This window comes from Nonomuraea sp. NPDC050691, from assembly GCF_040654455.1.
Taxonomy (GTDB): domain Bacteria; phylum Actinomycetota; class Actinomycetes; order Streptosporangiales; family Streptosporangiaceae; genus Nonomuraea.
This window is the reverse complement of record NZ_JBFAIA010000119.1, coordinates 1-26329: the sequence shown is the minus strand read 5'-3', so window position 1 is coordinate 26329 and position 26329 is coordinate 1. Positions and strand designations below refer to the sequence as shown.

Here is a 26329-nt window from a genome sequence, read left to right as displayed (position 1 = left end):
TCCGATCTGCCGGCACACCCAAACTTTCGAACCCCCGCCGCCCCGCGCCGGCCGGGGCCCGGCAACGGGAAACCCCCGCCGGCGCGCGCCGGCGGGGGTTTCGGGTGAGGCCGATCAGCCGAAGATCTGGCTGAGCATCTCGTGCAACTCGTTGTCGTGAGCGTTGTGCGAGCCGGCCGCGGGCGAGCTGTTGGCCGGGCGGGACACGCGGCTGAGCGGGCGACCGCCGAGCAGCTGCGGGTCCTCGGCCAGCTTCAGCGCGAGGTAGGGCCACGGGCCCATGTTGACCGGCTCGTCCTGCGCCCAGACGAGCTGCGCCTGCTGGCCGTAGCGGCCCAGCTCGGCGGTCAGCTCCTCGGCCGGGAACGGGTAGAGCCGCTCCAGCCGCACGATCGCGACGTCGTCACGGCCGCTCTCGTCACGCTTGGCCGCCAGGTCGTAGAAGACCCTGCCGGAGCAGAGGACCACCTTGGTGACCTTCGCCGGGTCGACGGTCGTGTCGGACAGGACCGGCTGGAAGGTGCCCGAGGTGAAGTCGCTCGCCTTGGACGTGGCCGCCTTGTGGCGCAGCAGCGACTTCGGCGTGAAGACCACCAGCGGGCGGTGCCGGCCCGACTCGACCTGCCAGCGCAGCAGGTGGAAGTAGTTGGCCGGGGTGCTCGGCTGGGCGACCGTCATGTTGTCGAGCGCGCACACCTGGAGGAAGCGCTCGATGCGGGCCGAGGAGTGGTCGGGACCCTGACCCTCGTAGCCGTGCGGCAGCAGCAGCACGACGCCCGACTTCTGACCCCACTTCTGCTCACCGGACGAGATGAACTCGTCGATGATCGTCTGGGCGCCGTTGACGAAGTCGCCGAACTGCGCCTCCCAGGCGACCAGGGCGTCCGGGCGCACGACGCTGTAGCCGTACTCGAAGCCGAGCGCCGCGAACTCGCTGAGCAGCGAGTCGTAGACGTAGAACTTCGTGGTGCCCTGGTTGAAGGTCTTCAGCGGCGTGTGCTCGGCCCCGGTCAGCCGGTCGACCAGCACCGCGTGGCGCTGGGTGAACGTGCCGCGCCGGGAGTCCTGGCCGACCAGGCGCACCGGGTGGCCGTCGATGAGCAGCGAGCCGAAGGCCAGCGTCTCGCCCGTGCTCCAGTCGATGGCGTCCTGCTCGACCATCGTGCCGCGGCGCTGGATCACCGGCGCGAGACGCGGGTGCGGCGTGAAGCCCTCGGGCAGGTTGAGCTGGGTGTCGATGATGCGCTTGAGCGTCTCGTCACTGATCGCCGTGGGCGTGTCGTCGTGCGACCACTTGACGACCTCGGTGGGCGGCACGCGCATCGCCCCCGCCTCCAGCGGCTTCTTGGCCGCCTCGCGGGTCTCGGTGAACGCCTGCTCCAGCTTGGCCTGGTAGTCGCGCAGCGCCTGCTCGGCCTCCTCGACCGTGATGTCGCCCCGGCCGATCAGCGCCTCGGTGTAGAGCTTGCGGGTCGAGCGCTTGGCGTCGATCAGGTCGTACATCAGCGGCTGGGTGAAGGCGGGGTTGTCGCCCTCGTTGTGGCCGCGGCGGCGGTAGCAGATGAGGTCGATCACGACGTCCTTGCGGAACGTCTGGCGGTACTCGTAGGCGAGCTGCCCGACGCGGACCACGGCCTCGGGGTCGTCGCCGTTGACGTGGAAGATCGGCGCCTGGATCATCCGCGCGACGTCGGTCGCGTAGACGCTCGACCGGGACGAGGCCGGCGAGGTGGTGAAGCCGACCTGGTTGTTGACCACCACGTGCACGGTGCCGCCGGTGCGGTAGCCGCGCAGCTGCGACAGGTTGAGCGTCTCGGCCACGACGCCCTGACCGGCGAAGGCCGCGTCGCCGTGGATGAGCACCGGAAGGACCGTGAAGCCCTCCTCGCCGCGCTCCAGGAGGTCCTGCTTGGCGCGGACGACGCCCTCCAGGACCGGGTTGACCGCTTCCAGGTGGGACGGGTTGGCCACCACCGAGGCGGTGATGGTCTTGCCGCTCGGCGCGTTGAACTCGCCGGTGGCGCCCAGGTGGTACTTCACGTCGCCGGAGCCGTGCGCCGTGCGCGGGTCGATGTTGCCCTCGAACTCGCCGAAGATCTGGGCGTAGGACTTGCCCACGATGTTGGCCAGCACGTTGAGCCGGCCGCGGTGGGCCATGCCGATGACGACCTCGTCGAGGCCCTCGTCGGCGGCGTCGCTGATCACCGAGTCGAGCAGCGGGATCAGCGACTCGCCGCCCTCCAGCGAGAAGCGCTTCTGGCCGACGAACTTCGTCTGCAGGAACGTCTCGAACGCCTCGGCGGTGTTGAGCCGCGACAGGATGTTGAGCTGCTCCTCGCGGTCGGGCGAGGCGTGCGGCTTCTCCACCCGCGCCTGGATCCAGGCCCGCTCCTCGGGGTTCTGGATGTGCATGTACTCGATGCCGACGGTGCGGCAGTAGGAGTCGCGCAGCACGCCCAGGATCTCGCGCAGCTTCATCAGCGGCCGGCCGCCGAAGCCGCCGGTGGCGAACTCGCGCTCGAGGTCCCACAGGGTGAGGCCGTGGGACTGGATGTCGAGGTCGGGGTGCTTGCGCTGCTTGTACTCCAGCGGGTCGGTCTCGGCCATGAGGTGGCCGCGCACCCGGTAGGCGTGGATCAGCTCGATCACGCGCGCGGACTTGGCCACGTCGTCGTCGTGCGAGGCCGAGATGTCCTGGACCCAGCGGACCGGCTCGTACGGGATCCGCAGCGCCTCGAAGATCTCGTCGTAGAAGCCGTCCTCGCCGAGCAGCAGCCGGTGGATCTGGCGCAGGAAGTCGCCCGACTGGGCGCCCTGGATGATCCGGTGGTCGTAGGTGCTGGTCAGCGTCATGACCTTGGAGACGGCCAGGCGCGAGAGCGTCTCGGGGGAGGCGCCCTGGTACTCGGCCGGGTACTCCATCGCGCCGACGCCGATGATCGTGCCCTGGCCGGGCATCAGGCGGGGCACGGAGTGGACGGTGCCGATCGTGCCGGGGTTGGTCAGCGAGATCGTGGTGCCGGTGAAGTCGTCGACGCCGAGCTTGCCGGCCCGGGCCTTGCGGACGACCTCCTCGTACGCCATCCAGAACTGGCGGAAGTCCATCTGCTCGGCGGCCTTGATGGACGGCACGAGGAGCTGGCGGTCGCCGTTGCTCTTCTGGACGTCGATGGCCAGACCGAAGCCGACGTGCTCGGGCTTGACGAGCGTCGGCTTGCCGTCGACCTCCGTGTAGGAGTGGTTCATCTCCGGCATGGCCTTCAGCGCCTTGACGATGGCATAGCCGATCAGGTGCGTGAAGGAGACCTTGCCGCCGCGACCCCGCTTGAGGTGATTGTTGATCACGATGCGGTTGTCGATGAGCAGCTTGGCCGGGATGGCGCGGACGCTGGTGGCGGTCGGGACCGCCAGCGAGAGGTCCATGTTGGCCGCCGTGCGGGCCGCGGCCCCGCGGAGCCTGACCTCCTCGGCGCCCTTGGGCGCCGGCATGGCGGGTTGGGCCGGCTTCTCGACCGCCTTGTCGGCGGGCGCGACGGCCTGCTTGTCGACGGTCTTGACGGCGGGGGTCGGGGGAGCCGCCGTCTTGGTGGGGGTCGGGGGAGGCGCGGTAGCCGTGCCGTTCGCCGCCTCCCTGACCGGGGTTCGGCCCGGTCCGTAGTCAGGGTTGTAGTCAGCGAAGAAGTTCCACCAGGCCTTGTCCACCGACTCTGGATCCTGGAGGTACTTCTGGTACAGCTCGTCGACAAGCCACTCGTTCTGACCAAAGCTTGCCAGCGGGTTTGCCCGCGACGACTCAGACGACACGGCGGAAATCGCCCTCTTCCGCAGATCGGCGTTGATGTTAGAGAACCTGTCCAAGGTTACTCGTCCCGTCCGGCTACGCGCGCGCGGGTCGGCGCGCCACCCCGCCGGATCCTCCACGAACCGTCGGCCGGGGTCACGCACCCCTAGTCAACGGGGGTGATACGGGAAATATCACCGTTTGATATCAACGCTAAGGGAAGAGGTTTATTTCCCGCCGGTCAGCAACCGGCCGGCGATCCGGACGCCCGGCGACAGCTCCGAAAGAAGGTCGGCCAGCTCCTCGCCGGCGACCTTCAGCTCCTCCAGCGTCATCGGCTCCAGGCGCTCCAGGATGAACAGCGCGTTGACCGTCTCCTCGGTGAGCCGGGTGCGGGCCACCTGACGCCAGTTCCACCGGCGGCAGGTGACGCCCGTGTCGTCGCGCCAGATCACCTCGCCGGCGTCGGGCGTGCCGAGTGCCTCCTCCGACGCCTCGTCGCCGGTCGCCCGGATCAGCCGCGCCGGGCCGTCGTAGCGGTCGAGGTCCTCGCCGCCGATGGGCAGGGCGTGCTTCACGCTGATCGAGTTGTACGCGTCGACGGCCTGGTTGATCTCCGGCAGAGGCAGGCGGCGGGTGAGCGCGTCGACCGAGGGGCGGGTGCGTGACGGCTTGGCCCCGAACAGGCGGTACGCCTCGCGCCACGCCTCGATCTTGGCGGCCCGTACCTCGCGCTCCTCCTCGCCCTCGACGGTCAGCAGGTCGGAGGCGGCGGTCAGCCAGCCGCGCGACCGGTCGTCGGTCGGGCCGTTGTCCAGCCCGTGGGCGGTCATGAGCAGAACGGCGAAGTCGGGGCGCAGGGCGAGGACGGAGTCGTCCACGGTGATGTCGTCGAGCATGCAGCCAGTGTATTGAACTCTCAGACCACTGTATTGTCCGAGATAGATCGCAAAATTCACTTTGCAAAAATTGCTTTGCCGTCTACCGTCGGGAGGGTGGAGGAGAGCTACGAGATCAGCGACCCGCGGGTGCTGAAGGTGGTGGCCCATCCGCTGCGGGTGCGGCTGCTCGGGCTGCTGCGCACCGACGGGCCCGCGACGGCCAGCGAGCTGGGACGCGTGGTGGGGGAGAGCTCCGGGTCGACCAGCTACCACCTGCGCGTGCTGGCCAGGTACGGCTTCATCGAGGAGGACCCGGATCAGCGTGACGCCAGGGAGCGCCGCTGGCGCGCCCGCCACGTCTACACCTCCTGGGACAACGTCCGGATGGCCGCCACCCCCGAGGGCCGGGAGGCGGTCCGCATCATGCAGGCCCGCCAGATCGAGGCACTGGTGCGGGGGATGCGGGCGTTCGAGGAGTCCCCCGACCCTGACTGGCTGCCCGCGGCGGGGATGAGCGACCACCTGGCCGAGCTGCCCCCCGAGGGCGTGCGGGAGTTCTACCGGCGGGCGGCCGAGCTGATCCGCGAGCTGGAAGACCGCCACGCCGGGCACCCCGGGGTCCGCAAGGTCCACCTGTGGGCCGCCGCCTTCCCCGGCGAGACCCGCGGCCCCGCCGAGCCCCCCGACTCCGGCGAGCACCCGGACTCCGGCGAGCACCCCGAGGAGGACGCATGACCCCCCGCTCCGCGCTGCGCCGTTATCTGGTCGTCTGCTTCCTGAGCTGGCTGCCGACCGGCCTCATGATGACCACGATGATCCTGCTCATGACCGAGCGCGGCCTGGGCCTGGCCGAGATCGGCACGGCCTTCACCGTCTTCTCCGTCGTCACCCTCTCCCTGGAGCTGCCCACCGGCGGGCTGGCCGACGTCGTGGGCCGCCGCGTGGTGCTGGCCGTGTCGGCCGGGTTCACCGTCGTGGCGCTGACGCTGATGGCGATGTCCACGACGTTCTGGATGTTCGTGCTGACCGGCGTGCTCAAGGGCGTGGCGCGGGCGCTGTCGAGCGGCCCCGCCACCGCCTGGTACGTCGACACCCTGCACGACCTGGAGGGCCGGGACGCCGACCTGCGGCCGGGGCTGTCGAGCGGCGGTGCGATGGAGTCGGCCGCGCTCTGCCTCGGCGTGCTGGCGGGCGGGTTCGTGCCGCTGATGGTGCCCCCGGGCACGGTGGAGCCGCTGGCCGTGCCGCCGCTGCTCGGAGCGGTGGCGGCGGCGATGCTGCTGGCGGTGGTGCTGCTCGCGCTGCCCGAGCCGTCGCACCGGCGGGCGTCGCTGGGCGAGACGCTGCGTGCCGTGCCCGCGACCGTGCTGACCGGGCTGCGGCTGGCGACCGGCCACGGTGTGCTGCGCCGCCTGACGGTGTACTGCCTGGTGGCGGGCGTGGCGCTGACCGCCGTCGAACTGCTGACCCCCGGCCGCCTGGCCCGGCTGGCGGGTACGGCGGAGCTGGGCAGTACGGCGTACGCGCTGGTCGCGGCCCTGGGCTTCGCGGGCAGCTCGGCCGGCAGCGCGATCGCGCCCCGGGCGGCCCGCCTGGCCCGGGGACCGGCGCGCGGCGCGGCCCTCGGCGTCGTGCTGGCCGCGCTGTCGCTCGGCGCGCTGGCCGCCACCGCCGAGACGGGCGGCCCCGCCGGGCTGGCGGCCGCGGGCGCGGCGTACGTCGTCATGTACGCGGGCCTGGGCATCACGAGCATGCTGTCCCTGGAGATGACCCACCGCGCGGTGACCGCGGCGGAGCGCACCACGGTCGCCTCCACGAGCTCCCTGGCCCTCCAGGCCGGTGGCGCGATGTCGAACGTGGGCCTCGGCGTGCTGGCCACCGGGGCCGGGACGGGCGTCGCGTGGGGACTGGCGGCCGCGCTGATGGCCGCCTCGTCGCTGCTGTTCGCCCGGCTGCCCGCCCTCCGGCCGGGCGGGGTCGCGGTGGTGGAGCCGGAGCGCGCCGCCTCGGCCTGACGCTCAGCGCCTGACGCTCGGAGCCTGATGCTCAGAGGCTCCAGTCGGTCGCGGGGCCGACCGGGACGATCCGGCTCGGATTGATGTGGGGATGCGTCATGTAATAGTGGCGCTTGATGTGGTCGAAGTCGGTGGTCTCACCGAAGGCCGGGATGGCGTACAGCCTGCGGGCGTACGCCCACAGCGCCGGGTAGTCGACGAGGCGCCGCACCGAGCACTTGAAGTGGCCGTAATAGACGGCGTCGAAGCGGGCCAGCGTCGTGTACAGCCGCACGTCGCTCTCCGTCAGCTCGTCGCCGAACAGGTACGGCGAGCCCGCCGCGAGCCGTTCCTCCAGCTCGTCGAGCGTGGCGAAGACACGCGCCACGGCCTCCTCGTAGGCGGCCTGCGACCGGGCGAACCCCGCCTCGTAGACCGCGTTGTTGAGGCCGTGGTAGATCCGCTCGTTCAGCGCGTCGATCTCCGGCCGCAGGCGCTCGGGGTACAGGTCCGGGGTGGCGGACCAGGACGTCTCCAGATCGAGCGTGATCCGCGGGAAGTCGTTGGTGACGATGCGGCCCTCGGCGGCGTCCCAGATCGCCGGGACGGTGTAGCGGCCCTGGTAGTCCGGGTCGCTGGCGAGGTACAGCTCCGACAGGTACTCGGGGTCGCCGCCCGGCACTCGCCAGCCCTTCTCGTCGCGGATCGGGTCGACGATCGTCACGTCGAGCAGGTCCTCCAGGCCGAGCAGGCGGCGGACGATGAGCACCCGCTGCGCCCACGGGCAGGCGTAGGAGGCGTAGAGCCGGTACCTGCCGGGCTCGGGCGGCCCGAGGCGCTCGGTGAAACGGTTCGGCTGGCGGGCGAAGCGCCCGTCGCCGGTGGTCTCGCGTGCCGGCTTCATCCCCCCAGTAGAACATGGTTCGGAAATAGCTGGACAATCGGACCCATGGCGAAGTTCGTGGTGAATCCCTCCAGCCCGGCCCAGTACGACGCGTGGCGGAAGGGCGTGGTCCCGGAGGTCGAGCGGGTGGGGCCCGGGTTGTGGTCCGTGCCGGTGCCGATTCCGATCAACCCCCTGCGGTACGTGCTGGTCTACGTCCTGGAGCTGCCCGGCGGCGTGGCGATCGTGGACGCCGGCTGGAACACCGACGAGGCGTACGACGCCCTGGTCGCGGGCCTCGGCGTGGCCGGCCACGGGATCGCGGACGTGCGGGCGGTGCTCGTCACGCACATCCACCCCGACCACTACGGGCTGGCCGGACGGGTCAGGGAGGCGTCCGGGGCGTGGATCGGCCTGCACCCGGCCGACGCCGCCCTCATCCGCGAGCGCTACGACGACGAGGTCGTGGACTCCCTCGTGCGGCGCGAGCGGGAGATGCTCGCCCGTTCGGGCGTGCCCGGCGAGACCGTGGACGAGCTGGCCGGGGCGTCCATGTCGATCAGGCACCTGGTGTCGGCGGTGCGCCCGGACCGGCTCATCGAGGACGGTGACCGGCTGGACCTGCCCGGATGGGACCTGCGGGCGCTGTGGACGCCCGGTCACTCGCCCGGCCACCTGTGCTTCGTCTCGCCGTCGCGCAGGCTGCTGTTCTCCGGCGACCACGTCCTGGCCAAGATCACCCCGATCGTCGCCGTCCACCCCCAGTCGCGGCCGAATCCGCTGGCCGACTACCTCGACTCGCTGGCCGCGGTGCGCAAGCTGGACGTGGAGGAGGTGCTGCCGGCCCACGAGTACCGCTTCCGCGACCTGACCGGGCGGGTGGACCACGTGACAGCGCACCACGAGGAGCGGCTGGCGGAGGTCGAGCAGGTCGTCGGGGCCGCGACCGGCGGTCTGACCTGCTGGGAGGCGGCCACCCGGCTGACCTGGTCGCGGCCGTGGGAGACGTTCCAGGCCTTCGCGCGCCGCGCCGCCACGAACGAGACGCTGGCGCACCTGGTCTGGCTGGCCGAGCGGGGCCGCGTCGCGTGCGTTCCCGGCGAGCCGGAGCGCTGGCACCTCGCCGGCCGCTGAACGCCGCCCGTCACCGCGATGCCCGTACGGACGCCCGGGCATCGCGGGGGCGGCGGCGCGCTCAGCGCAGCCGGACCCGGCCCCGGCCGGTGGCGAACGGCAGGTCGAGCAGGGTGCGGATGCCCGGGGGAGCGGCGCAGACCGCCGGGACGGCGTTGATGGCGTGCGCCGCGGCGGCGGCAGGACCGTGGGAGACCTCGTCCACCGACAGTGTCATGTGCGGCACCCCCTCGATGTGCAGCACGAACCCCGGATCGGGCCAGCGCGGCACCCGTGCCGCGTCGGCCTTGTAGACCACCTCGATCGTCATGAACGGCCGCCCGCGCACCAGCCCCGAGAAGACCCAGCGCGAGGCGCACACCGTGCCCTCCCTGACCGTGCCGGCCGCGATCTCGAACTCGCGCGTCGCGAGCTCGAAGTCGTCACTCTCCTCGACCTCGTCCAGCCGCACGTCGAGCGCGTCGGCGACGAGCTGCACGCTCTCGGCGAAGAGCGAGCGCTGGAACATCCGGTACGGCCGGACCGCGGCCGTGTAGTCCTTGGCCGAGCGGGTGAACCCGACCAGGTCCACGACGACCTGCCGCGACGGATGGCCCCGGAAATCGGACGACTCCCGCACGTAGATGTGGTCGACCCGGTCGGACAGGCCGGTCAGCGCCAGCGGCAGGAAGTCGCTCATGAAGCCCGGGTTGATGCCGGTGCCGTGCAGGGTGGAGCCGCCGGCGGCGCAGGCCGTCTCGACGCGCTCGACCACGCCGGGCCCGTACGACTTGGGGTAGACGAAGCCCGTGGTGGTGATGACGTTCTTGCCCGAGGCGAGAAGGGCGCAGATGGTCTCGACGTCGGAGGTCTGGTCGGTGCCGAAGTAGAACGCCGGCAGCGGCATGTGGAGCACGCAGTCGGCGTCGAGGGCCAGGATCCGGTCGACGTCGTCGGTGCAGGTGATGCCCGTGGGCGGCAGCCCGACGAGCTCGCCCGCGTCCTTGCCGATCTTGTCGGGGTCGTACACCAGGACGCCCGCCAGCTGGAGTCCCGGCCTGCTGAGCACGCTGCGTAACGCGTAGCGGCCGATGGAACCGGTGGCCCACTGGACCACGCGGATGGGCGCGTTCACCGGCATGTCCGGCCTCCCAGGCCCGATGGAGGGAATGGCGAGGCAGACCCTCGCCTTGGGAGCCCGCAACTCTAGCAGAAAAACAAGCGACCGATCACTATCCGCGACGATCAGTCACGGTTGCGCCCGCCCGGACGCGGGTTATCGTACTCGTACTAGAAGTTTGTTCTCCTGCGCTGGAGGTTCGATGCTTCGGTTCGATGACAGGGTGGCGATCGTCACGGGGGCCGGGCACGGCCTCGGCAGGTCGCACGCGCTCCTGCTGGCCGAGCGGGGCGCCAAGGTCGTCGTCAACGACCTCGGCGGCGCGCTGGACGGCAGCGGCGCCTCCGCCGGTCCCGCCGCCGAGGTGGTGGAGCTCATCACGAAGAACGGCGGCCAGGCCCTCGCCAACGCCGACAACGTCGCCACCCCGGAGGGCGCGAACGCCATCGTCCAGGCCGCGGTCGACGCCTACGGCAAGGTCGACATCGTCGTCAACAACGCGGGCATTCTGCGTGACCGCTCGTTCGGCAAGATGACGGTCGAGGAGTTCGACGCGGTGCTCGCCGTCCACGTCCGGGGCTCGTACCTCGTCTCCCGCGCGGCGTACCCGTACATGAAGGAGGCCGGCTACGGCCGCGTCGTCAACACCTCCAGCCCCGCCGGCCTGTTCGGCAACTTCGGCCAGGCCAACTACTCGACCGCCAAGATGGGCCTGGTCGGCCTGACCAAGACGCTCGGCATCGAGGGCGCGCGCAACGGCATCAAGGCCAACGCCATCGCCCCGGTCGCCTGGACGCGCATGACGGACTCGCTGCTGCCGGCCGAGTTCGAGGCCAAGTTCACGCCCGAGCGGGTCAGCGCCCTCGTCGCCTACCTCGTCCACGACTCGTGCGAGGTCAGCGGCGAGGTGTTCACGGTCGGGGGCGGCAAGGTGGCGCGGGTCATGGTGGCCGAGGGGCCGGGCTGGCGCTCGGACGACCTCACGCCGGAGGCGGTGGCGGACAACTGGGGGGCGGTCATGGCCGAGCAGCCGTACGTCCTCACGGCCGCCGACTCGATGAAGGCCATGCTCTGACGGTTCGCTGATCTCCCGCAAGGGCTCCTCCGCCAGGAGGGGCCCTTTCGTTATGCGCGGATCCTCTTTGTTCGATGTTCGGCGGAAGATAGCCGACTTGAGACGAAATTTGCTCTTGATTCGTGTGGCAACCGCTCTTAAGGTCACGGCATGACCCCCGCTCCGGGCTCGCCCGGGGACGTGCTGACCCTCATCAGCGCGGGCTCCGCGACGACCCGATCCGACCTGGCCCGGCTCACCGGCCTCGCCCGTTCCACGATCTCCCAGCGCGTCGACGCCCTCATCGAGAACGGCCTCGTCGAGGAGACCGAGAGCGGCGAGTCCACCGGCGGCCGGCCGCCCCGCCAGCTCCGGCTGCACACCGACGGCCACGCCTTCGCGGGCGTGGACGTGGGCGCCACCCACTGCCGGGTCGCGCTGATGGACATCTCGGGCGAGGTGCTCGCCGAGTGCGAGGACCCGCTCCTCGTCACCGAGGGCCCCGAGACCGTCCTCGCCCACGTCGAGCGGCGCCTCGACCTGCTGCTCGCCGAGGCGGGCCGGCCGAGGTCCGCGCTGCGGGCGCTGGGCATGGGGGTGCCGGGGCCGGTCGAGTACGCCACCGGCCGGCCGAACAACCCGCCGATCATGCCCGGCTGGAACGACTACCCCATCCCCGAGCACTTCAAGGACTGCGTCGTCCTCGTCGACAACGACGTCAACGTGATGGCGCTCGGCGAGCACCGCAACGCCTTCCCCGGCACCAGCCACCTGCTGTTCGTCAAGGTCGGCACCGGCATCGGCTGCGGCATCGTGGCGGAGGGACGGCTGCACCGCGGCGCCCAGGGGTCGGCGGGCGACATCGGCCACATCCGGGTGTCCGGCCACGACGACGCGGGCTGCCGCTGCGGCAACAGCGCCTGCCTGGAGGCCGTGGCCGGGGGAGCGGCGCTGGCGCGCAGGCTCACCGAGCTCGGCGTGCCCGCCACGAGCGGCGCCGACGTGGTGGCGCTCGTCCAGGGCGGCGACACGCGGGCGCTGCGGCTGGTCAGGGAGGCCGGCCGGCACATCGGCGAGGTGCTGGCCGGGCTGGTCAACTTCTTCAACCCCGAGGTCATCGTCATCGGCGGCGTCCTGTCCCGGGTCCACGAGCACCTGCTCGCCGGGATCAGGGAGACCGTCTACCGCAGGTCGCTGCCGCTGGCCACCCACCACCTGTCGATCGTGCCGAGTCGTACCGGGGAGGACGCCGCCGCTCTCGGCGCCGGCCTCCTGGCGATCGAGCACTACCTGTCACCCGACAACATCAACAAGATCGTCAACGCCTGACAGGAGAGACCCCGATGCTGGTCATGAGGGGAATCGTCAAGCAGTTCCCGGGCGTTCGCGCGCTCGACGGCGTGGACCTGGACGTGCGGGCCGGCGAGGTGCACTGCCTGCTCGGACAGAACGGCGCCGGCAAGTCCACCCTGATCAAGGTCCTCGCCGGAGCCCACCGGCCCGACGAGGGCACGATCGAGCTGAACGGCGCCCCGGCCGCCCCCGCGAGCCCCGTGGACGCCATCCGGCTCGGCATCGCCACCATCTACCAGGAGCTCGACCTCGTCGACGGGCTCACCGTGGCCGAGAACATCTTCCTCGGCCACGAGCACGCCCGCCTCGGCTTCACCGACCGCCGCGCCGCCAACCGGGCGGCCGGCGAGGTGCTGGCCCGGCTCGGTCACCCCGAGATCCGGCCGTCCACCGAGGTCGGGCGGCTCGCCCCGGCGGCCAAGCAGATCGTGTCCATGGCCCGCGCCCTCTCGCGCGAGGCCCGCCTCATCGTCATGGACGAGCCGTCCGCCGCGCTCGCCCACGACGAGGTGGCCAACCTGTTCCGCATCATCCGCGACCTCACCGCCCGCGGCGTCGCCGTCGTCTACATCTCCCACCGGATGGAGGAGATCCGCGAGATCGGCGACCGCGTCACCGTCCTCAAGGACGGCCGCACGATCGCCGTCGGCCTGCCCGCCCGTGAGACGCCCACCTCCGAGATCGTCTCGCTGATGACCGGCCGCGACGTCGAGTACGTCTTCCCGCCCCGCGCCACCCGGACTCCCGGCGAGGAGGTGCTGCGCGTGGAGGACCTGTCCGCGCCCGGCGCCTTCGCGGGAGTGTCGTTCTCGGTGCGCGCGGGCGAGATCGTCGGGCTGGCCGGCCTGGTCGGCTCCGGCCGCTCGGAGATCCTGGAGGCGGTCTACGGCGCCCGCCGCGCCACCGGCCACGTGCAGGTGGGCGGCCGTCCGGTCCGCCGCGCCGGCCTCCTCCAGTCCGTACGGCGGGACGGCCCCCTGCGGGCGCTGCGCCGCGGCGGCGTCGTCGAGTCCGTACGGCTCGGCATGGGCCTGGCCCCCGAGGAGCGCAAGGCCCAGGCGCTGCTCCTCGACCAGAGCGTCACCGCCAACATCACGCTGGGCGGCTTATCCGGGTTCGCCAGGCTCGGCTGGCTGGACCGGGCCCGCGAACGCGCGGAGGCCACCCGGCTGGCCGAGGCGCTCGACATCCGGCCCCGCGACCCGGAGCGCCCGGTCAAGACGCTGTCCGGCGGCAACCAGCAGAAGGCCGTGCTCGCCCGCTGGCTGCTCGGCGGGCGCCGGCTGCTGCTGCTCGACGAGCCCACCCGCGGCGTGGACGTGGGCGCCCGCGCCGAGCTGTACACCGTCATCCGCCGCCTGGCCGAGGACGGCATCGGCGTGCTGCTCGTCTCCAGCGAGGTTCCGGAGGTGCTGGGCCTGGCCGACCGCGTCCTCGTGCTGCGCGAGGGGACGGTCATCCACCAGGGCGACGCCGGCGACCTCGACGAGCACCGCGTCCTCGACATGATCATGAATGGGAGGGCCGCCTGATGGCGGAAGCAGGAAGAACGGTCGCGGAGGCTCCCGCGACGGCCGTCCCCCGCTCCTTCGAGCTGCGGCACCTGGGCCTGTTCGTGGCGCTCGCGCTGCTCGTGGCCGTCGGCCTCGTCACCCGGCCCGCCGCCTTCGCCACCGCCGACAACCTGGTCAGCATCCTGTCGCTGGCCGCCACGATCGGCGTCATCACCGTCGGCGCGACCTTCGTCATCATCGGCGGCGGCATCGACCTGTCCGTGGGCGCCGTCATGGCGCTGGCCTCGGTGTGGGCGACGACCGTGGCCACGCAGGAGTTCGGGCCGGTCGTCATGGCGATCTGCGCCCTCCTCGTCGGCACCGGGGCCGGGCTGGTCAACGGGCTGCTCGTCGCGTACGGGCGGCTGGTGCCGTTCATCGCCACGCTGGCCATGCTCGTCGCCGCGCGCGGCCTCGCCCAGCGCATGTCCGACCGCAGGACCCAGCTCGTCAGCGCCGACAACCAGGCCATCGTGGACCTCGCCACCACCCGGGTGCTCGGCGTGCCGCTGCTCGTCTACGTCTTCGCCCTCGTCGTCGTCCTCGGCTGGGTCCTGCTCAACCGCACCACGTTCGGGCGCCGGACGTACGCGGTGGGCGGCAACCCCGAGGCGGCCCGCCTGGCCGGCATCGACGTGCGGCGGCACACCATGCTCCTGTACGCGCTGTCCGGCCTGTGCTGCGGCATCGCCGCGATCCTCATCATGGCCCGCACCACCACCGGCTCCTCCACGCACGGCGACCTGTACGAGCTGGACGCCATCGCGGCCGTGATCATCGGCGGCACGCTGCTGACCGGCGGGCGCGGCACCATCGTGGGCTCCATCCTCGGCCTGCTGATCTTCACCATCATCACCAACCTGTTCATCCTCAACGGCCTCAACACCAGCGACCAGCTCATCGCCAAGGGCCTGATCATCGTCGTCGCCGTGCTGCTCCAGCGGCGGAACCTGAAGGAGAGAACGCCATGACCGACAAAGTCGCGCGCCGCGGATTCCTCGTCGGCGGACTCGGCGGAGCCGCCCTGTTAGCGACCGCCGGCTGTACCAGCAACGAGCCGTCGGCCGCCCCAGCCGCCAGCGCCGCCCCCGTGCCCGCCCCGGCGTCCGGCGGCAACGACCAGCCCGGCACCAAGGTGACCATCGGCTTCTCCGCCCCCGCCGCCGACCACGGCTGGATCGCCGCCATCGCCAAGAACGCCGAGGCGGCCGCCAAGCAGTACACCGACGTCGACTTCAAGCCCGTCGAGCCCACCAACGACATCAACCAGCAGATCTCCGCCGTCGAGTCGCTCATCGCGGCCAAGGTCGCCGCGCTGGTGATCCTGCCCAACGACGGCCAGCAGCTCAACCAGGTCGCCCTCCAGGCCACCAAGGCCGGCATCCCGGTCGTCAACCTCGACCGCGTCTTCCCCGACAAGCTGGCCTACCGCACCTGGATCGGCGGCGACAACTACGGCATGGGCGTCGCCGCCGGCCACTACATCGGCAAGAAGCTCAAGGACAAGGGCGTCACGAACCCGGTCATCCTGGAGATCCAGGGCATCGCCACCCTCCCGCTGACCCAGGACCGCAGCAAGGGGTTCGCCGACGCGCTCAAGACGTACGGCTTCAGCGTGACCGCCAAGCAGGACGCCAAGTTCACCGTCGAGACCGGCAACCAGGTGGCGACCAGCCTGCTCCAGGCGCACAAGAAGATCGACGCCCTGTGGAACCACGACGACGACCAGGGCATCGGCGTGCTCGCCGCCATCAAGGAGGCGGGACGCAAGGAGTTCTTCATGGTCGGCGGCGCCGGCTCGCTCAACGCCATGAAGGAGATCCAGTCCGGCTCGTCCGTGCTGGAGGCGACGGTCACGTACAGCCCCACGATGGCCTCCTCGGCGATCAAACTCGCCCGGCTCATCGCCCAGGGGAAGGGCATGAGTGACCTCGTGGAGAACCAAGTTCCGCAGTCCATCACGCTCGCGTCGGAGACCATTACCAAGGAGAACGTCGAGAAGTACCTGCCACTCGGCTTCGAGTCCTGATCGGGGGCTGCATGTCAGAAAAGATCGGCATCGGCGTGGGCATGGTCGGCCACGCCTTCATGGGCCGCGTCCACTCCCAGGCCTGGCGGAGCGTGGGGGCCTTCTTCGACCTGCCGCTCGCGCCGCGCATGGCGGTGCTGGCGGGCAGGTCGAGGGAGCGCACGTCCGCCGCCGCGGCCCAGCTCGGCTGGGCCGACGTGGAGACCGACTGGAGGAAGCTGGTAGAACGCGACGACGTGCAGATCGTCGACATCTGCACGCCCGGCGACTCCCACGCCGAGATCGCCATCGCCGCGCTGGAGGCGGGCAAGCACGTCATCTGCGAGAAGCCGCTGGCCAACACCGTCGCCGAGGCCGAGGCCATGGTCCGCGCCGCGGCCTCGGCGCCCGGCCGGAACATGGTCGCCTTCAACTACCGCCGGGTGCCCGCCATCGCCCTGGCCCGCCGGTACGTGGAGGAGGGCCGGCTCGGCGAGATCCGGCACGTGCGGGCGCAGTACCTGCAGGACTGGATCGTGGACCCGGGCTTCCCGCTGGTGTGGCGGCTGCGGAAGGACAAGGCCGGCTCCGGCGCGCTCGGCGACATCGGCGCGCACATCATCGACACCGCCGAGTACGTCGCCGGGCAGCGCGTGGTCGGCGTCTCGGCGCTCACGGAGACGTTCGTGAAGGAGCGTCCCCTGGCGGAGGAGTCGGCCGGACTGGCCGCCACCGGAGGCGCGGGGAGTACCGCCACGGGCGCCGTCACCGTGGACGACGCCGCCCTGTTCATCGGCCGGCTCTCCGGCGGCGCGCTCGCCTCGTTCGAGGCCACCCGCTTCGCCACCGGACGCAAGAACGCGCTGCGCATCGAGCTCAACGGCTCGCTCGGCAGCCTCGCCTTCGACTTCGAGGCCATGAACGAGCTCTGGGTCAGCGAGGGCGACTCCGGCTTCACCCGGATCCTCGTCACCGAGCCCGGACACCCGTACGCCGGAGCCTGGTGGCCCCCCGGCCACGGCCTCGGCTACGAGCACACCTTCACCCACGAGATCAAGGACTTCCTGGAGGCGATCGCCGAGGACCGCGATCCCGCCCCGTCGTTCGCCGACGGCCTGCGGGTGCAGCGCGTCCTCGCCGCGGTCGAGCGGAGCGCCGCCGACGCCAGCCGCTACACGGTCGTCGAGGACGTATCACTCGGAGAGGACGCATGATGAGACCGGTCACGTTGTTCACGGGCCAGTGGGCCGACCTGCCGTTCGAGGAGGTGTGCCGGCTCGCCGCCGAATGGGGCTACGACGGCCTGGAGATCGCCTGCTCAGGCGACCACTTCGACGTCGCCCAGGCGGTCTCCGACCCGTCGTACGTCGAGCAGAAGCGCGCCCAGCTCGACAAGCACGGCCTCAAGGTGTGGACCATCTCCAACCACCTCGTCGGCCAGGCCGTCTGCGACCACCCCATCGACGAACGCCACAAGGCCATCCTGCCCGCCCGCATCTGGGGCTCCGGCGACCCGGAGTCGGTGCGGCAGGCGGCGGCCGAGGACATGAAGAACACCGCGCGCGCCGCCGCCCTGCTCGGCGTCGACACCGTCGTGGGCTTCACCGGCTCGTCGATATGGCACACGGTCGCCATGTTCCCGCCGGTGCCCGCCTCCATGATCGACGCGGGCTACCAGGACTTCGCCGACCGCTGGAACCCCATCCTCGACGTCTTCGACGAGGCCGGCGTACGGTTCGCGCACGAGATCCACCCCAGCGAGATCGCCTACGACTACGTGACGACGCAGCGCACCCTGGAGGCCATCGGCCACCGGCCCGCGTTCGGCCTGAATTGGGACCCGTCCCACATGGTCTGGCAGGACCTCGACCCGGTGGCGTTCATCCTCGACTTCGCCGACCGCATCTACCACGTGGACTGCAAGGACACCCGCGTCCGGGTCGGCGACGGCCGCCGCGGCCGCCTCTCCTCGCACCTGCCGTGGGCCGACATGCGACGCGGCTGGGACTTCGTCTCGACGGGCCGCGGCGACGTGCCGTGGGAGGACTGCTTCCGGGCGCTCAACTCGATCGGCTACAACGGGCCCATCTCCATCGAGTGGGAGGACGCGGGCATGGACCGCCTGGACGGGGCCAAGGAGGCGCTGGGCTACATCCGCCGGCTCAACTCCATCACCCCACCGGCGACCTCGTTCGACGCCGCCTTCTCCACCACCTGAGCCTCGGCTTCGGGAGCTTCACAGCACGGTCCTCACGGGAGGGGGCGCGCTACGCGCGTTTCGGCGCTCGGGCGCGCCCCCTTCGCCCCTCTCGAGGGCATGGTCCTCGCTGACGCTCGGGCGTTCTGTCCCCGGGGCTTCGCCCCTGAGGCGAGGGGCTCCGCTGCTGCGGATCGGCAGAGAGAACATTCCTGTGTCCGTTGCCGAGTGGATGCGGGCGCAGGTCGTGTTCCGTGCCGCGGCGATCCGCTGCCGCTGTGGTCGAGGACACCGCCGTTCGCCTGGCTTTCCCCCATGGTCCGGCCGGCTCGCTGGTGACTCCGCGACGGGGCTGACGGCAGCGACTCGATGGTGACGTTTCCGGACGCCTCGCGAAGGAGGTGTACACGATCTGGGGGACAGGGGCCGACGAGATCACCATGTGAGACGAGGGCTGATCCCGACCCAACCATTCACCCTTTCGCCGGCGTCGTTAACGGGCGAGAGGAGTCATCTTGGACCCCAATGACAGCTTCCGTGAGTTCATGGCCGCCCACCAGCAGTCGCTGATGCGGACGGCGTATCTGCTCACAGGGGACGCCCACCTTGCCGAGGACCTGCTGCAAAGCGTGCTGATCAAGGTGCTCCGGCGCTGGTCCGAGCTCGCGCACGTCGCCAGCCCTCAGGCCTACGCCCGCAAGGCGCTGGTCAACCAGTACATCTCCTGGCGTCGTCGGCTGGTCAGGACGGCCGAGCTGCCGAGCGCCGAGCCGCCGGAACGGGCGCACTCCAGCGAGGAGTCCACGATCATCCGGCTCGCCATGCGGCAGGCGCTGGCGCGGCTACCACCCAGGCAACGGGCGGTGATCGTTCTGCGTTACTACGAGGACCTCACCGAGCACGACACCGCGAAGCTGCTGAACTGCTCGATCGGCACGGTCAAGAGCCAGGCCCACGACGCGCTCGCCCGGTTGCGGGCGCTGGCGCCGGAGCTCGCGCCGAAGTTCGCCGACATGGAGAATCTGGAGGAGGCGCACCGATGACCTGGCTGCGAGCGGTTCTGGACGACATGGCCGACGACGCGCCCCAGGTGGACCTGACGGAGCGGACGATCAGGGCCCGTGAGCGGCGGCGGCGCGTGGCCGCCCCCGTCGTGGCGACGGCCTCGGTCGTCGCCGTCGCGCTCGCCGCGACCGCCGCCGTACGACTGCTGCCGGCGGAGCCGGATGCCGCCGCCCGACCCGGGACGGTGACCGACCTGCCGGCGCGCGGGGTGGGGCCGCTGAGCCACGCCTACGCGACGTTCTGCCGGCCGGAGGACGGCGAGGCGCCGTCCGGGTGTGTGAACGGCGGCTGGCGGGTGGTCACCCGGGACGGCAAGACCTACCGGGTGGGGCAGGCCCTGCGTGGTGGCTCCTCCGGGCTCCGGACAAGCCCCCTGGCGATCAGCAGGGACGGCCGCAAGGTGGCCTACTACGACGCCAAGGCCGGGACTTTCGCGGTGCGCGACCTCACCTCCGGAGCGGTGCTCCTGGCTCCGACCAAGGTGCCCAGGCAGTGGCTCGGCAGCATCGCCCAGCTCCTGCTGTCGGACGACGGCCGGTTCGTGGCCTTCAGCAAGGCGCCGGCGCTGAAGGACCCGGCCATGCTGTTCGACATGCGCGAGCGCATGGTCAGGTTCTTGCCCAACGACTGGGACCCCATCGGCCTGTCCCCGGACGGCGACACGATCACCCTGGCGAAGTACGCCCCCAAGACGCGGCTGCAGACCATCAGCCACCTCTGGCGGACGTCCACGGCGGGCAACGCCAGGACTGTCGATGTCACCGGCCACTATCAGGTCGGCGGGCTCGGTCCCGACGGGCGGACGGTCGTCGCGGTGGAGAGCGTGAAGGTGACCGGCAGCGGGTGCGTGAGAAGCGGCGGTGCCCTCGTGCACCTGGACCGGGAAACCGGCAAGGTGCTCCGAAGGGTTCCCGTGCGGGGCCTGTCCATGACGGCCAATTTCGTCCATCTGCGCAGCTGGGCCGGTCCTCAGGAGATCACCGCCCTCGCCACGCCCTTCACATGCAACGAGAGCGACGACGCCCCTGCCTCGTCCTTCGACCCTCCATACGCTCCGTTCACGGCGTACGCGGTGAACGTCGAGACCGGCAAGGCCAGGAAGCTCGCCACCTACACCGCCCAGGGCTTCTTCGAGCTAGTTCTGCCCGGCTTCCCCGGGACCCTGTGACGGGAAGAAACAGGGCCGGGAGACTTGGGAACGGCACGGTCCTCACGTGGGGTGCGCTCCGCGCGTTTCGGCGCTCGGGCGCGCCCCCTTCGCCAAGCCGGGCGATTCATGGCAAACGGGATAGATCGCTACAGTGTGCGCTCGTGCATCGACGTCAGTTCCTCACGGCCGCGGCGCTGTCCGCTCTGGCAGCGGCCTGTAGCTCCGACCCCGCAGTGGATCCGGCCTCCCCCGGACCGGAGATCGATTTCGGCACTCCGTTGCGGGTGCCCCCGCTGCTCAACCCCAAGTCGGGCAAGGACGGTGTACGGCGCTTCGAGCTGTCCATGCAGGCGGGCCGGACACAGATCCTGGCCGGCAAGCGGACGCCCACCTGGGGCTTCAACGGAGCCTTCCTCGGCCCCACGCTGCGCGCGAGCCGTGGCGACAAGGTCAAGATGGCCGTGCGCAACGGACTTTCGGAGCTCAGCACCGTGCACTGGCACGGCATGCGCCTGCCGGCTCGGATGGACGGCGGTCCGCACCAGCCCATCGAGCCGGGCGCCGTCTGGATGCCGCACTGGACGATCGACCAGCCCGCGGCCACCTCCTGGTACCACCCGCATCCCCACGGCGCGACGGCTGAGCACGTCTACCGAGGCCTGGCTGGGATGTTCATCCTCGACGACGACCTCGATCTCGACCTGCCGGCCGACTACGGCATCGACGACATCCCGCTGATCCTGCAGGACAAGAAGTTCGCCCCGGACGGCTCCTTCGACGGGGACCCGCTCAAGGGCACCTTCGGTATCCTCGGTGACCACATCCTCGTCAACGGCACCTACAACCCCCACCTGAGGGTCACCACCGAGCGCGTGCGCTTCCGCGTCCTGAACGGCTCCAATGCCCGCATGTACAACCTGGCCTTCGCCGACAAGCGCAGCTTCCACGTCATTGCCAACGATGGCGGCCTCCTCGGCGCGCCGGTCGAGGTGGAGACTCTCTCCCTCACACCCGGCGAGCGCGTGGAGATCATCGTGGCCTTCGCCCCCGGCGAGCAGGTGATCCTGCGCACCGCCGACAACGGCGTCGACATCGGCGAAGGAGACTTCGACCTGCTGAAGCTGATCGCCGCCAAGCAGCTCAAGCCGGCTCCCGCGGTCCCCGCCCGCCTCGCCTCCCCGGCGGCCATCACCGCACCCGCCGGTGCGAAGGTACGGCGCTTCAAGCTCAGCGGCCACGACGCCATCAACGGCAAAGCCATGGACATGACACGCATCGACGAGGTGGTGCCGGCAGGCGCCGTCGAGATCTGGGAGATCGAGAACAACGTCTACTCGCACAACTTCCACATCCACGAGGTCGCCTTCCAGGTGCTGGAGATGGACGGCTCCGCGCCGCCCCCCTACGCCACCGGCCACAAGGACACGGTCTACGTGCCCTCCAAGAGCGTCGTACGCCTCGCAGTCCAGTTCGGCCGCTACACCGACCCCGTCTCGCCGTACATGTACCACTGCCACATCCTCCGCCACGAGGACTCCGGCATGATGGGTCAGTTCGTGATCGTCGAACCCGGCACCGAGAACCAAGTCAGTCTCTCCATCCCCGCGCACATAGGAGGACACTGAGCAGGCTCTCCAGGCCACAGGCCGGCCGGCTGCCTCCGGCGAGGGCGGCGCACTGCGGGAGACTGGGGGAGTGACCACCGAGAGCGCCCGTCCGAGTCCGCCGGCGACCAGTCCCTCCATCGTGCTGCTCACGCTGGCGCACCGCATCGAGTCCGAGCTGGGCGCCACGCTCGCGCCGCTCGGGCTGACGGTCAGCAGGCTGGGGCTGCTCGGGCACATCGCGGGGGTGCCCGGGGCGTCGTTCAGCGACCTGGCCCGCATGTCGGGCATCACCGTGCAGAGCGTGCACACGGCGGTGAAGGCGCTGGCGGGGTCCGGGCTCGTACGGGACGGGAAGGCGAGGGCCGGGTCGGCGTCCACGCTGGAGCTCACACCGGAGGGCGCGCGGCTGATGGGGGAGGCGATGAAGGCCGTGGAGGGCGTGGACGAGCGGCTGTTCGGGCCGGACGCGGACCCGATCCAGCGCCGGATCGCCGACGCCGTACGAGCCGCCTTCGGTGGACTCCCTCCGGGCTGAGCCCGAGCGGGCGTCCTCCCAGCTGGGACCTTGGCCGGGCACTCTGCCTGGGGGTACGGCGGGGAAGGGCGTCCTGCCCGGGGGTACGGCAAGGGAGACGGGGAGGATGAGGAGATGGACGCCGACCAGGCGCGCCGGCTCTTCGGCGGACAGCGCGTCGCCCGCCTCGCCACCGTGGGCCCCGGCGGCGCGCCGCACCTGGTGCCCGTCACGTTCGCCCTGACCGGCGACCGGATCGTCATCGCGGTCGACCACAAGTCCAAGACGACCACCGACCTGAAGCGGCTGCGCAACATCCGGGCGAACCCCCGGGTGACCCTCCTCGCCGATCACTACGACGACGACTGGACGCGGCTGTGGTGGGTGCGCGCCGACGGCACGGCCCGCGTCCTCGACCCGGACGCCACCGGGAGCGGTGAGGCGGCGGAGGCGCTCGCGGGGAAGTACGAGCAGTACCGGCGGATCCCACCTGCCGGGCCGGTCATCCTCGTGGACGTGACGCGCTGGTCCGGATGGTCGTCGTCACCAAGCGCATGTGAACGTTGACTCACGGTGAGGTAAAGTGGCGGGGTGGCTTACGAACCCCCCGCCGGCCCGCTCACCCCGGGCGGCTTCGACACCCCGCGCGACGTCGCCGCCGGCCTGCCGCTGTTCCTCGTCGAGCAGTGGCGCGCCTCCGACCGCACCGCCGGCGAGGCGCGCCGCCTGCTGAGCCGCCACGAGGTGCGCGGATACTCCGTGGTGTCCGACTCGGCCGGGCTCACCCGGCTCAGCCAGCGGCTCGGGCTGCTGGAGGTGCTGGCGCTCATCGACCGGCCGAAGCGGATCCTGCACGCGTGCGCCAGGGCCGCCGGCGGGCGCGCGGTCGGGGTGTGGGCGGCCGACAACGCGCAGCTGTTCCATCCGGATGCGGTGGAGGCGTCCACGCTGCTGTCCGCCCTGCTGACGGCGCAGGACGAGATCGGGCGCCACTGCGAGGTCCGCATCGGGATCGGCGTGCACCTCGGGTCCTACTACGAGCTGTCGGGCGGGCTGTACGGGGCGGAGGCCGACGCTGCCGAGGAGTTCGCCGAGAACGACACCGAGGGCGGGGAGATCGCGGTGACGCAGGCCGTGGTGGACCGGCTGCCCCAAGGTCACCCCTTCGCGCTGGCCCGCAAAGACGGGATCGGCGGCCTGGTCGGGCCCGTCTACCAGGTGCTCGACGGTCCCCGCCTGGCCATTCCCGGGCTCGGCGAGACCTGGGCGGCCGAGGGGTGGCCGGGCGAGCCGGGGTCCACCGGCCAGGAGCACTACCCCATCCCCTACTCCGGCGCCTTCTACGCCGACCTGCTGCTGCTCGACTCCCGCCCCGGCGACGCCGAGTTGGCCGAACGGCTCGCCGCCGAGCACCTGCGCGAGCGCACCGTGGTCCTGATCGAGCGGAGCGCCGCCCCCGCCGACACGCCGGAGGTGGAGCTGCTGAGAGGGCTGTCGCTGTCGGCGGCGATGCGGGACGTCGGCCTGAGCCTCCTGCCGCCGGAGGGAGCCGTCGAGATCAAGGTCGCCGGGCCGCTGGGCATCTACCTGTTCGACGAGCCCGTGCCGGCCGTGCGTTTCGCGCTGGCGCTGCGTACGGGGCTCGCCGAGCGGGAGATCGTGGGCCGGATCGGGGTGGCCGCCGGGCCGGTGCTCGCCGGCCGCACACCCGGCGGCGGCTGGGACATCGCCGGCGCCCCGGTCAACCTCGCCTCCAAGATGGCGCAGGACCTCGGCACACCCGGCCGCGTCCACCTGAGCGAGGCCGTGCACACCGCCCTGGTCGACCACGCAGCCGTGGGTGATCACGCAGCCCTGGGCGACCATGCCGACGTGGCGGGGTTCGAGGCGGTGCGGCGCACCGTGTCGGGGGTGGAGATGACGTACTACGAGGGCTGACGTAACCAGGAGATGAGCTCTGGCGCTGGCCGCATCCTGAAGAACAGGCGTTGGCGGTCGATCTGGAGGCTGCGGGGACGGTTTCCGCCGCCTGGATGGCTTCGTTGGTCTTCATGTGCTCTTGTCCCCATTCGCCCAAGGGGATGAGCGCGGTGTTCAACGTGCTCCATCTCGCGGAGTCGCTCCGGACCCTGATCCAGCCCTACCCGCCCAAAGGGCATGGTGACACCATCCTGATCGCGGGTCAGCGCTTCGCGGTGTCGGCGGGCGTCGTGGTGAGTGGGGTGCGGGACAGCGCACGGTAGCGGGCGAGGCGGAAGGCGGCCGTCGTGAGGCCCGCCACGGCCGCCACGACCAGGGTGATCGTCAGCGGCGCCGCGAAGTACGTGAGCTGCGCCCACGTGACCGTCCGGCCGTTCATCAGGAACGAGACCAGGTCCGGGTACGCCGCCAGCAGCGTCGAGGGCAGCAGCACCGGCACCAGGCGCAGCCCGGCCCGCCACGATCCCTGCGACCGGCCCTGCGACGTTCCCCTCGACCGGCCCTGCGACGTTCGTGTGGCCGGTCGTCGTGTCCTCTTCGACGACCTCGTGGCGTCCTGCGTCCTCGAGGCGAGTCGTCGGGCGGCCCAGCGGCGGGAGCGGGCCGCCCCCAGGGCCCCGAGTCCGGCCGCCACCAGTGCGATCACTCCCAGCACCAGCTCGAACAGCTGCCTGTCGCCCCCGGGCACCTCCGGTGGCGTGCCCTCGCTCAGGTCGGCGAGCCCACCGGCGATGGCGAACGTGTCGTCCGTCAGGCTCGCGCTGTTCGTCATGACCGCGAAGCCGTATCCCGTCTCCGGGACGATCGTCTCGACGGCGGTGTACGTGAACAGGTTGCCCGAGTGCGTGAGCCGCCTGGTCTCGTCGTCGATGCCCCAGCCCATGCCGTACTCGCGCACCTTGCCCGGGGTGTGCATGGCGGCCAGGCTCGCCGGGCCGACGAGGCGGCGGCCCCTGCCGTTCTGGGTGATCAGCCAGCGGCCCATGTCGGCGGCCGTGGTGATGACGCCGCCGCTGCCGCTGCCGTCCAGGAACGCGGGCAGCTCGGGGCGCGGCAGCCAGAGGCCGTACACCGAGTTGTACCCGTCGGCCGGCCGGACCGCCCGGTCGCTGACGGCGCTGGAGCGCATGCCGAGCGGCCCGAACACCCGCTCCCTCATGAAGTCGCCGAAGGCGCGGCCACTGGCCACCTCCACCAGCCGGGCCGCCAGGTTGTAGTTGACGTTGCAGTACTCCCAGTGCGTGCCGGGCGCCGCGCGCAGCGTGGCGTCGCCGAGCTTGGCGGCGTACTCCTTGAGCGAGGCGGCCGTGTCCAGGTCGCGGATGTCGGTCGTGGTGTCGGACAGACCGGACGTCTGGTTCAGCAGGTGCCGTACGGTGATCGTCTTGGCACGCGGGTCGGCCATGCGCAGTTCCGGCAGTTGCTCGGCCACGGGCCTGTCGAGGGCGAGCTTGCCCTCCTCCACGAGGATCATCACGGCCATGGCGGTGAACGACTTGGTCACCGAGGCCACCCGCATGGGTGTGCCGGCGGTGACCGGCCTGCCCTCGGAGTCGTGGCCGTAGCCGGCGGCGTGGACGATCCGGTCGCCGTGGGTCACGACGACGGACAGGCCGGGGAGGCCCGTCTTGTCGAGGGCGCGGCTGACGTACGCGTCGATGGCGGCCGGGGTGAGTGACGCGGGGGGCCTCTCCGAGGTCGCCGCAGGTGCGGACGGTACGGCCAGGCCCGTCACCACGGCGAGGGCGAGGGAAAAGATCTTCACTGGGTGCTCCGTTCGGGGTGCTACCCCGGAGAACCTAGAGGTCGGGGCCGGCCGCGACATCGGCCGTCCGTCCACCCGGACCCCTGACGAAAGTCAACCCTCGACCCCAAGCACGCCCAGGACGGCGTGAGCGTCACGCTGTCCTGGGCCTGCCGTCCCAGGACAGCTCGTCCCAGGCACGGATGAACCGGGGCCGTTCGTCCCTCGGAGGCTGCGGGTCACAGGCTGCGGGCGGTGATGTCGCCGTTGGAGGTGGTGGCGTGGATGTCGAGTTCGGCGGTGCCGTCGTTCTTGAGGGCGTTGGTGACGCG

General features: G+C 71.2%; 21 protein-coding genes. 16 read left to right on the top strand and 5 right to left on the bottom strand.

The annotated features are described in order from the left end of the window. Positions 1–114: 114 nt before the first annotated feature. Complete coding sequence (locus AB0H81_RS31245) at positions 115–3804, bottom strand: multifunctional oxoglutarate decarboxylase/oxoglutarate dehydrogenase thiamine pyrophosphate-binding subunit/dihydrolipoyllysine-residue succinyltransferase subunit (RefSeq protein ID WP_358381719.1); 3690 nt, start codon at positions 3802–3804, stop codon at positions 115–117. A gap of 204 nt (positions 3805–4008) precedes the next feature. Continuing rightward, positions 4009–4680, bottom strand: coding sequence for a phenylalanine--tRNA ligase beta subunit-related protein (locus tag AB0H81_RS31240; RefSeq protein WP_358381717.1), 672 nt, complete (start codon positions 4678–4680; stop codon positions 4009–4011). Between the two features lie 96 nt (positions 4681–4776). Between AB0H81_RS31240 and AB0H81_RS31235 the strand changes: the two genes are divergently transcribed. Next, positions 4777–5397: a MarR family transcriptional regulator gene (locus tag AB0H81_RS31235; RefSeq protein WP_358381715.1), complete on the top strand. Its 621-nt coding sequence runs from the start codon at positions 4777–4779 to the stop codon at positions 5395–5397. Then, a complete protein-coding gene (locus AB0H81_RS31230; protein ID WP_358381714.1) occupies positions 5394–6677 on the top strand; it encodes an MFS transporter in 1284 nt (427 codons plus the stop codon). The genes AB0H81_RS31235 and AB0H81_RS31230 overlap by 4 nt, the downstream gene beginning before the upstream one ends. A gap of 31 nt (positions 6678–6708) precedes the next feature. Here AB0H81_RS31230 and AB0H81_RS31225 read toward each other — a convergent pair whose 3' ends face one another. Further along, entirely contained in the window at positions 6709–7560 is an 852-nt protein-coding gene (locus tag AB0H81_RS31225) for a glutathione S-transferase C-terminal domain-containing protein (RefSeq protein ID WP_358381712.1), read from the bottom strand. 45 nt (positions 7561–7605) lie between these two features. Here AB0H81_RS31225 and AB0H81_RS31220 point away from each other — a divergent pair, with 45 nt between their 5' ends. Next, the gene (locus AB0H81_RS31220; protein WP_358381710.1) at positions 7606–8673 is read left to right on the top strand and encodes an MBL fold metallo-hydrolase; all 1068 of its coding nucleotides are present in this window, start codon (positions 7606–7608) and stop codon (positions 8671–8673) included. Positions 8674–8734: 61 nt separating this feature from the next. On the opposite strand, the gene AB0H81_RS31215 is transcribed toward AB0H81_RS31220, so the two are convergent. Beyond that, a complete protein-coding gene (locus tag AB0H81_RS31215) occupies positions 8735–9793 on the bottom strand; it encodes a dihydrodipicolinate reductase (RefSeq protein ID WP_358381708.1) in 1059 nt (352 codons plus the stop codon). Positions 9794–9974: 181 nt separating this feature from the next. On the opposite strand from AB0H81_RS31215, the gene AB0H81_RS31210 reads away from it, so the two are divergent. From AB0H81_RS31210 to AB0H81_RS31150, 13 genes are all read left to right on the top strand, one after another. Beyond that, a complete protein-coding gene (locus tag AB0H81_RS31210) occupies positions 9975–10847 on the top strand; it encodes an SDR family oxidoreductase (RefSeq protein ID WP_358381706.1) in 873 nt (290 codons plus the stop codon). Between the two features lie 150 nt (positions 10848–10997). Beyond that, complete coding sequence (locus tag AB0H81_RS31205) at positions 10998–12155, top strand: ROK family transcriptional regulator (protein WP_358381704.1); 1158 nt, start codon at positions 10998–11000, stop codon at positions 12153–12155. A 14-nt stretch (positions 12156–12169) separates the two neighbouring features. Further along, positions 12170–13711 carry a sugar ABC transporter ATP-binding protein gene (locus AB0H81_RS31200; protein WP_358381702.1) on the top strand — a complete coding sequence of 514 codons (1542 nt, stop codon included), beginning with the start codon at positions 12170–12172 and terminating at the stop codon, positions 13709–13711. Continuing rightward, complete coding sequence (locus tag AB0H81_RS31195) at positions 13711–14703, top strand: ABC transporter permease (RefSeq protein ID WP_358381700.1); 993 nt, start codon at positions 13711–13713, stop codon at positions 14701–14703. Before AB0H81_RS31200 ends, AB0H81_RS31195 begins: the two co-directional genes overlap by 1 nt. Further along, a complete protein-coding gene (locus tag AB0H81_RS31190) occupies positions 14700–15761 on the top strand; it encodes a substrate-binding domain-containing protein (protein WP_358381698.1) in 1062 nt (353 codons plus the stop codon). Before AB0H81_RS31195 ends, AB0H81_RS31190 begins: the two co-directional genes overlap by 4 nt. A gap of 11 nt (positions 15762–15772) precedes the next feature. Then, the gene (locus AB0H81_RS31185) at positions 15773–16954 is read left to right on the top strand and encodes a Gfo/Idh/MocA family oxidoreductase (protein WP_358381696.1); all 1182 of its coding nucleotides are present in this window, start codon (positions 15773–15775) and stop codon (positions 16952–16954) included. Continuing rightward, complete coding sequence (locus AB0H81_RS31180; RefSeq protein WP_358381694.1) at positions 16951–17958, top strand: sugar phosphate isomerase/epimerase family protein; 1008 nt, start codon at positions 16951–16953, stop codon at positions 17956–17958. Before AB0H81_RS31185 ends, AB0H81_RS31180 begins: the two co-directional genes overlap by 4 nt. A gap of 494 nt (positions 17959–18452) precedes the next feature. Then, positions 18453–18980 carry a SigE family RNA polymerase sigma factor gene (locus tag AB0H81_RS31175; protein ID WP_358381692.1) on the top strand — a complete coding sequence of 176 codons (528 nt, stop codon included), beginning with the start codon at positions 18453–18455 and terminating at the stop codon, positions 18978–18980. After that, a complete protein-coding gene (locus AB0H81_RS31170; RefSeq protein WP_358381690.1) occupies positions 18977–20170 on the top strand; it encodes a hypothetical protein in 1194 nt (397 codons plus the stop codon). The genes AB0H81_RS31175 and AB0H81_RS31170 overlap by 4 nt, the downstream gene beginning before the upstream one ends. A 143-nt stretch (positions 20171–20313) precedes the next feature. Beyond that, a complete protein-coding gene (locus tag AB0H81_RS31165) occupies positions 20314–21777 on the top strand; it encodes a multicopper oxidase domain-containing protein (protein WP_358381688.1) in 1464 nt (487 codons plus the stop codon). A 70-nt stretch (positions 21778–21847) separates the two neighbouring features. After that, the gene (locus AB0H81_RS31160; RefSeq protein ID WP_358381686.1) at positions 21848–22294 is read left to right on the top strand and encodes a MarR family winged helix-turn-helix transcriptional regulator; all 447 of its coding nucleotides are present in this window, start codon (positions 21848–21850) and stop codon (positions 22292–22294) included. A gap of 114 nt (positions 22295–22408) precedes the next feature. After that, on the top strand, positions 22409–22840 hold the full coding sequence (locus AB0H81_RS31155) for a TIGR03668 family PPOX class F420-dependent oxidoreductase (protein ID WP_358381684.1): 432 nt from the start codon (positions 22409–22411) through the stop codon (positions 22838–22840). A 24-nt stretch (positions 22841–22864) separates the two neighbouring features. Continuing rightward, positions 22865–24211 carry an adenylate/guanylate cyclase domain-containing protein gene (locus AB0H81_RS31150; protein WP_358381682.1) on the top strand — a complete coding sequence of 449 codons (1347 nt, stop codon included), beginning with the start codon at positions 22865–22867 and terminating at the stop codon, positions 24209–24211. Positions 24212–24455: 244 nt separating this feature from the next. Here the strand turns inward: AB0H81_RS31150 and AB0H81_RS31145 are convergent, their stop codons facing one another. Next, positions 24456–26018: a serine hydrolase domain-containing protein gene (locus AB0H81_RS31145; protein WP_358381680.1), complete on the bottom strand. Its 1563-nt coding sequence runs from the start codon at positions 26016–26018 to the stop codon at positions 24456–24458. Positions 26019–26329 lie beyond the last annotated feature (311 nt).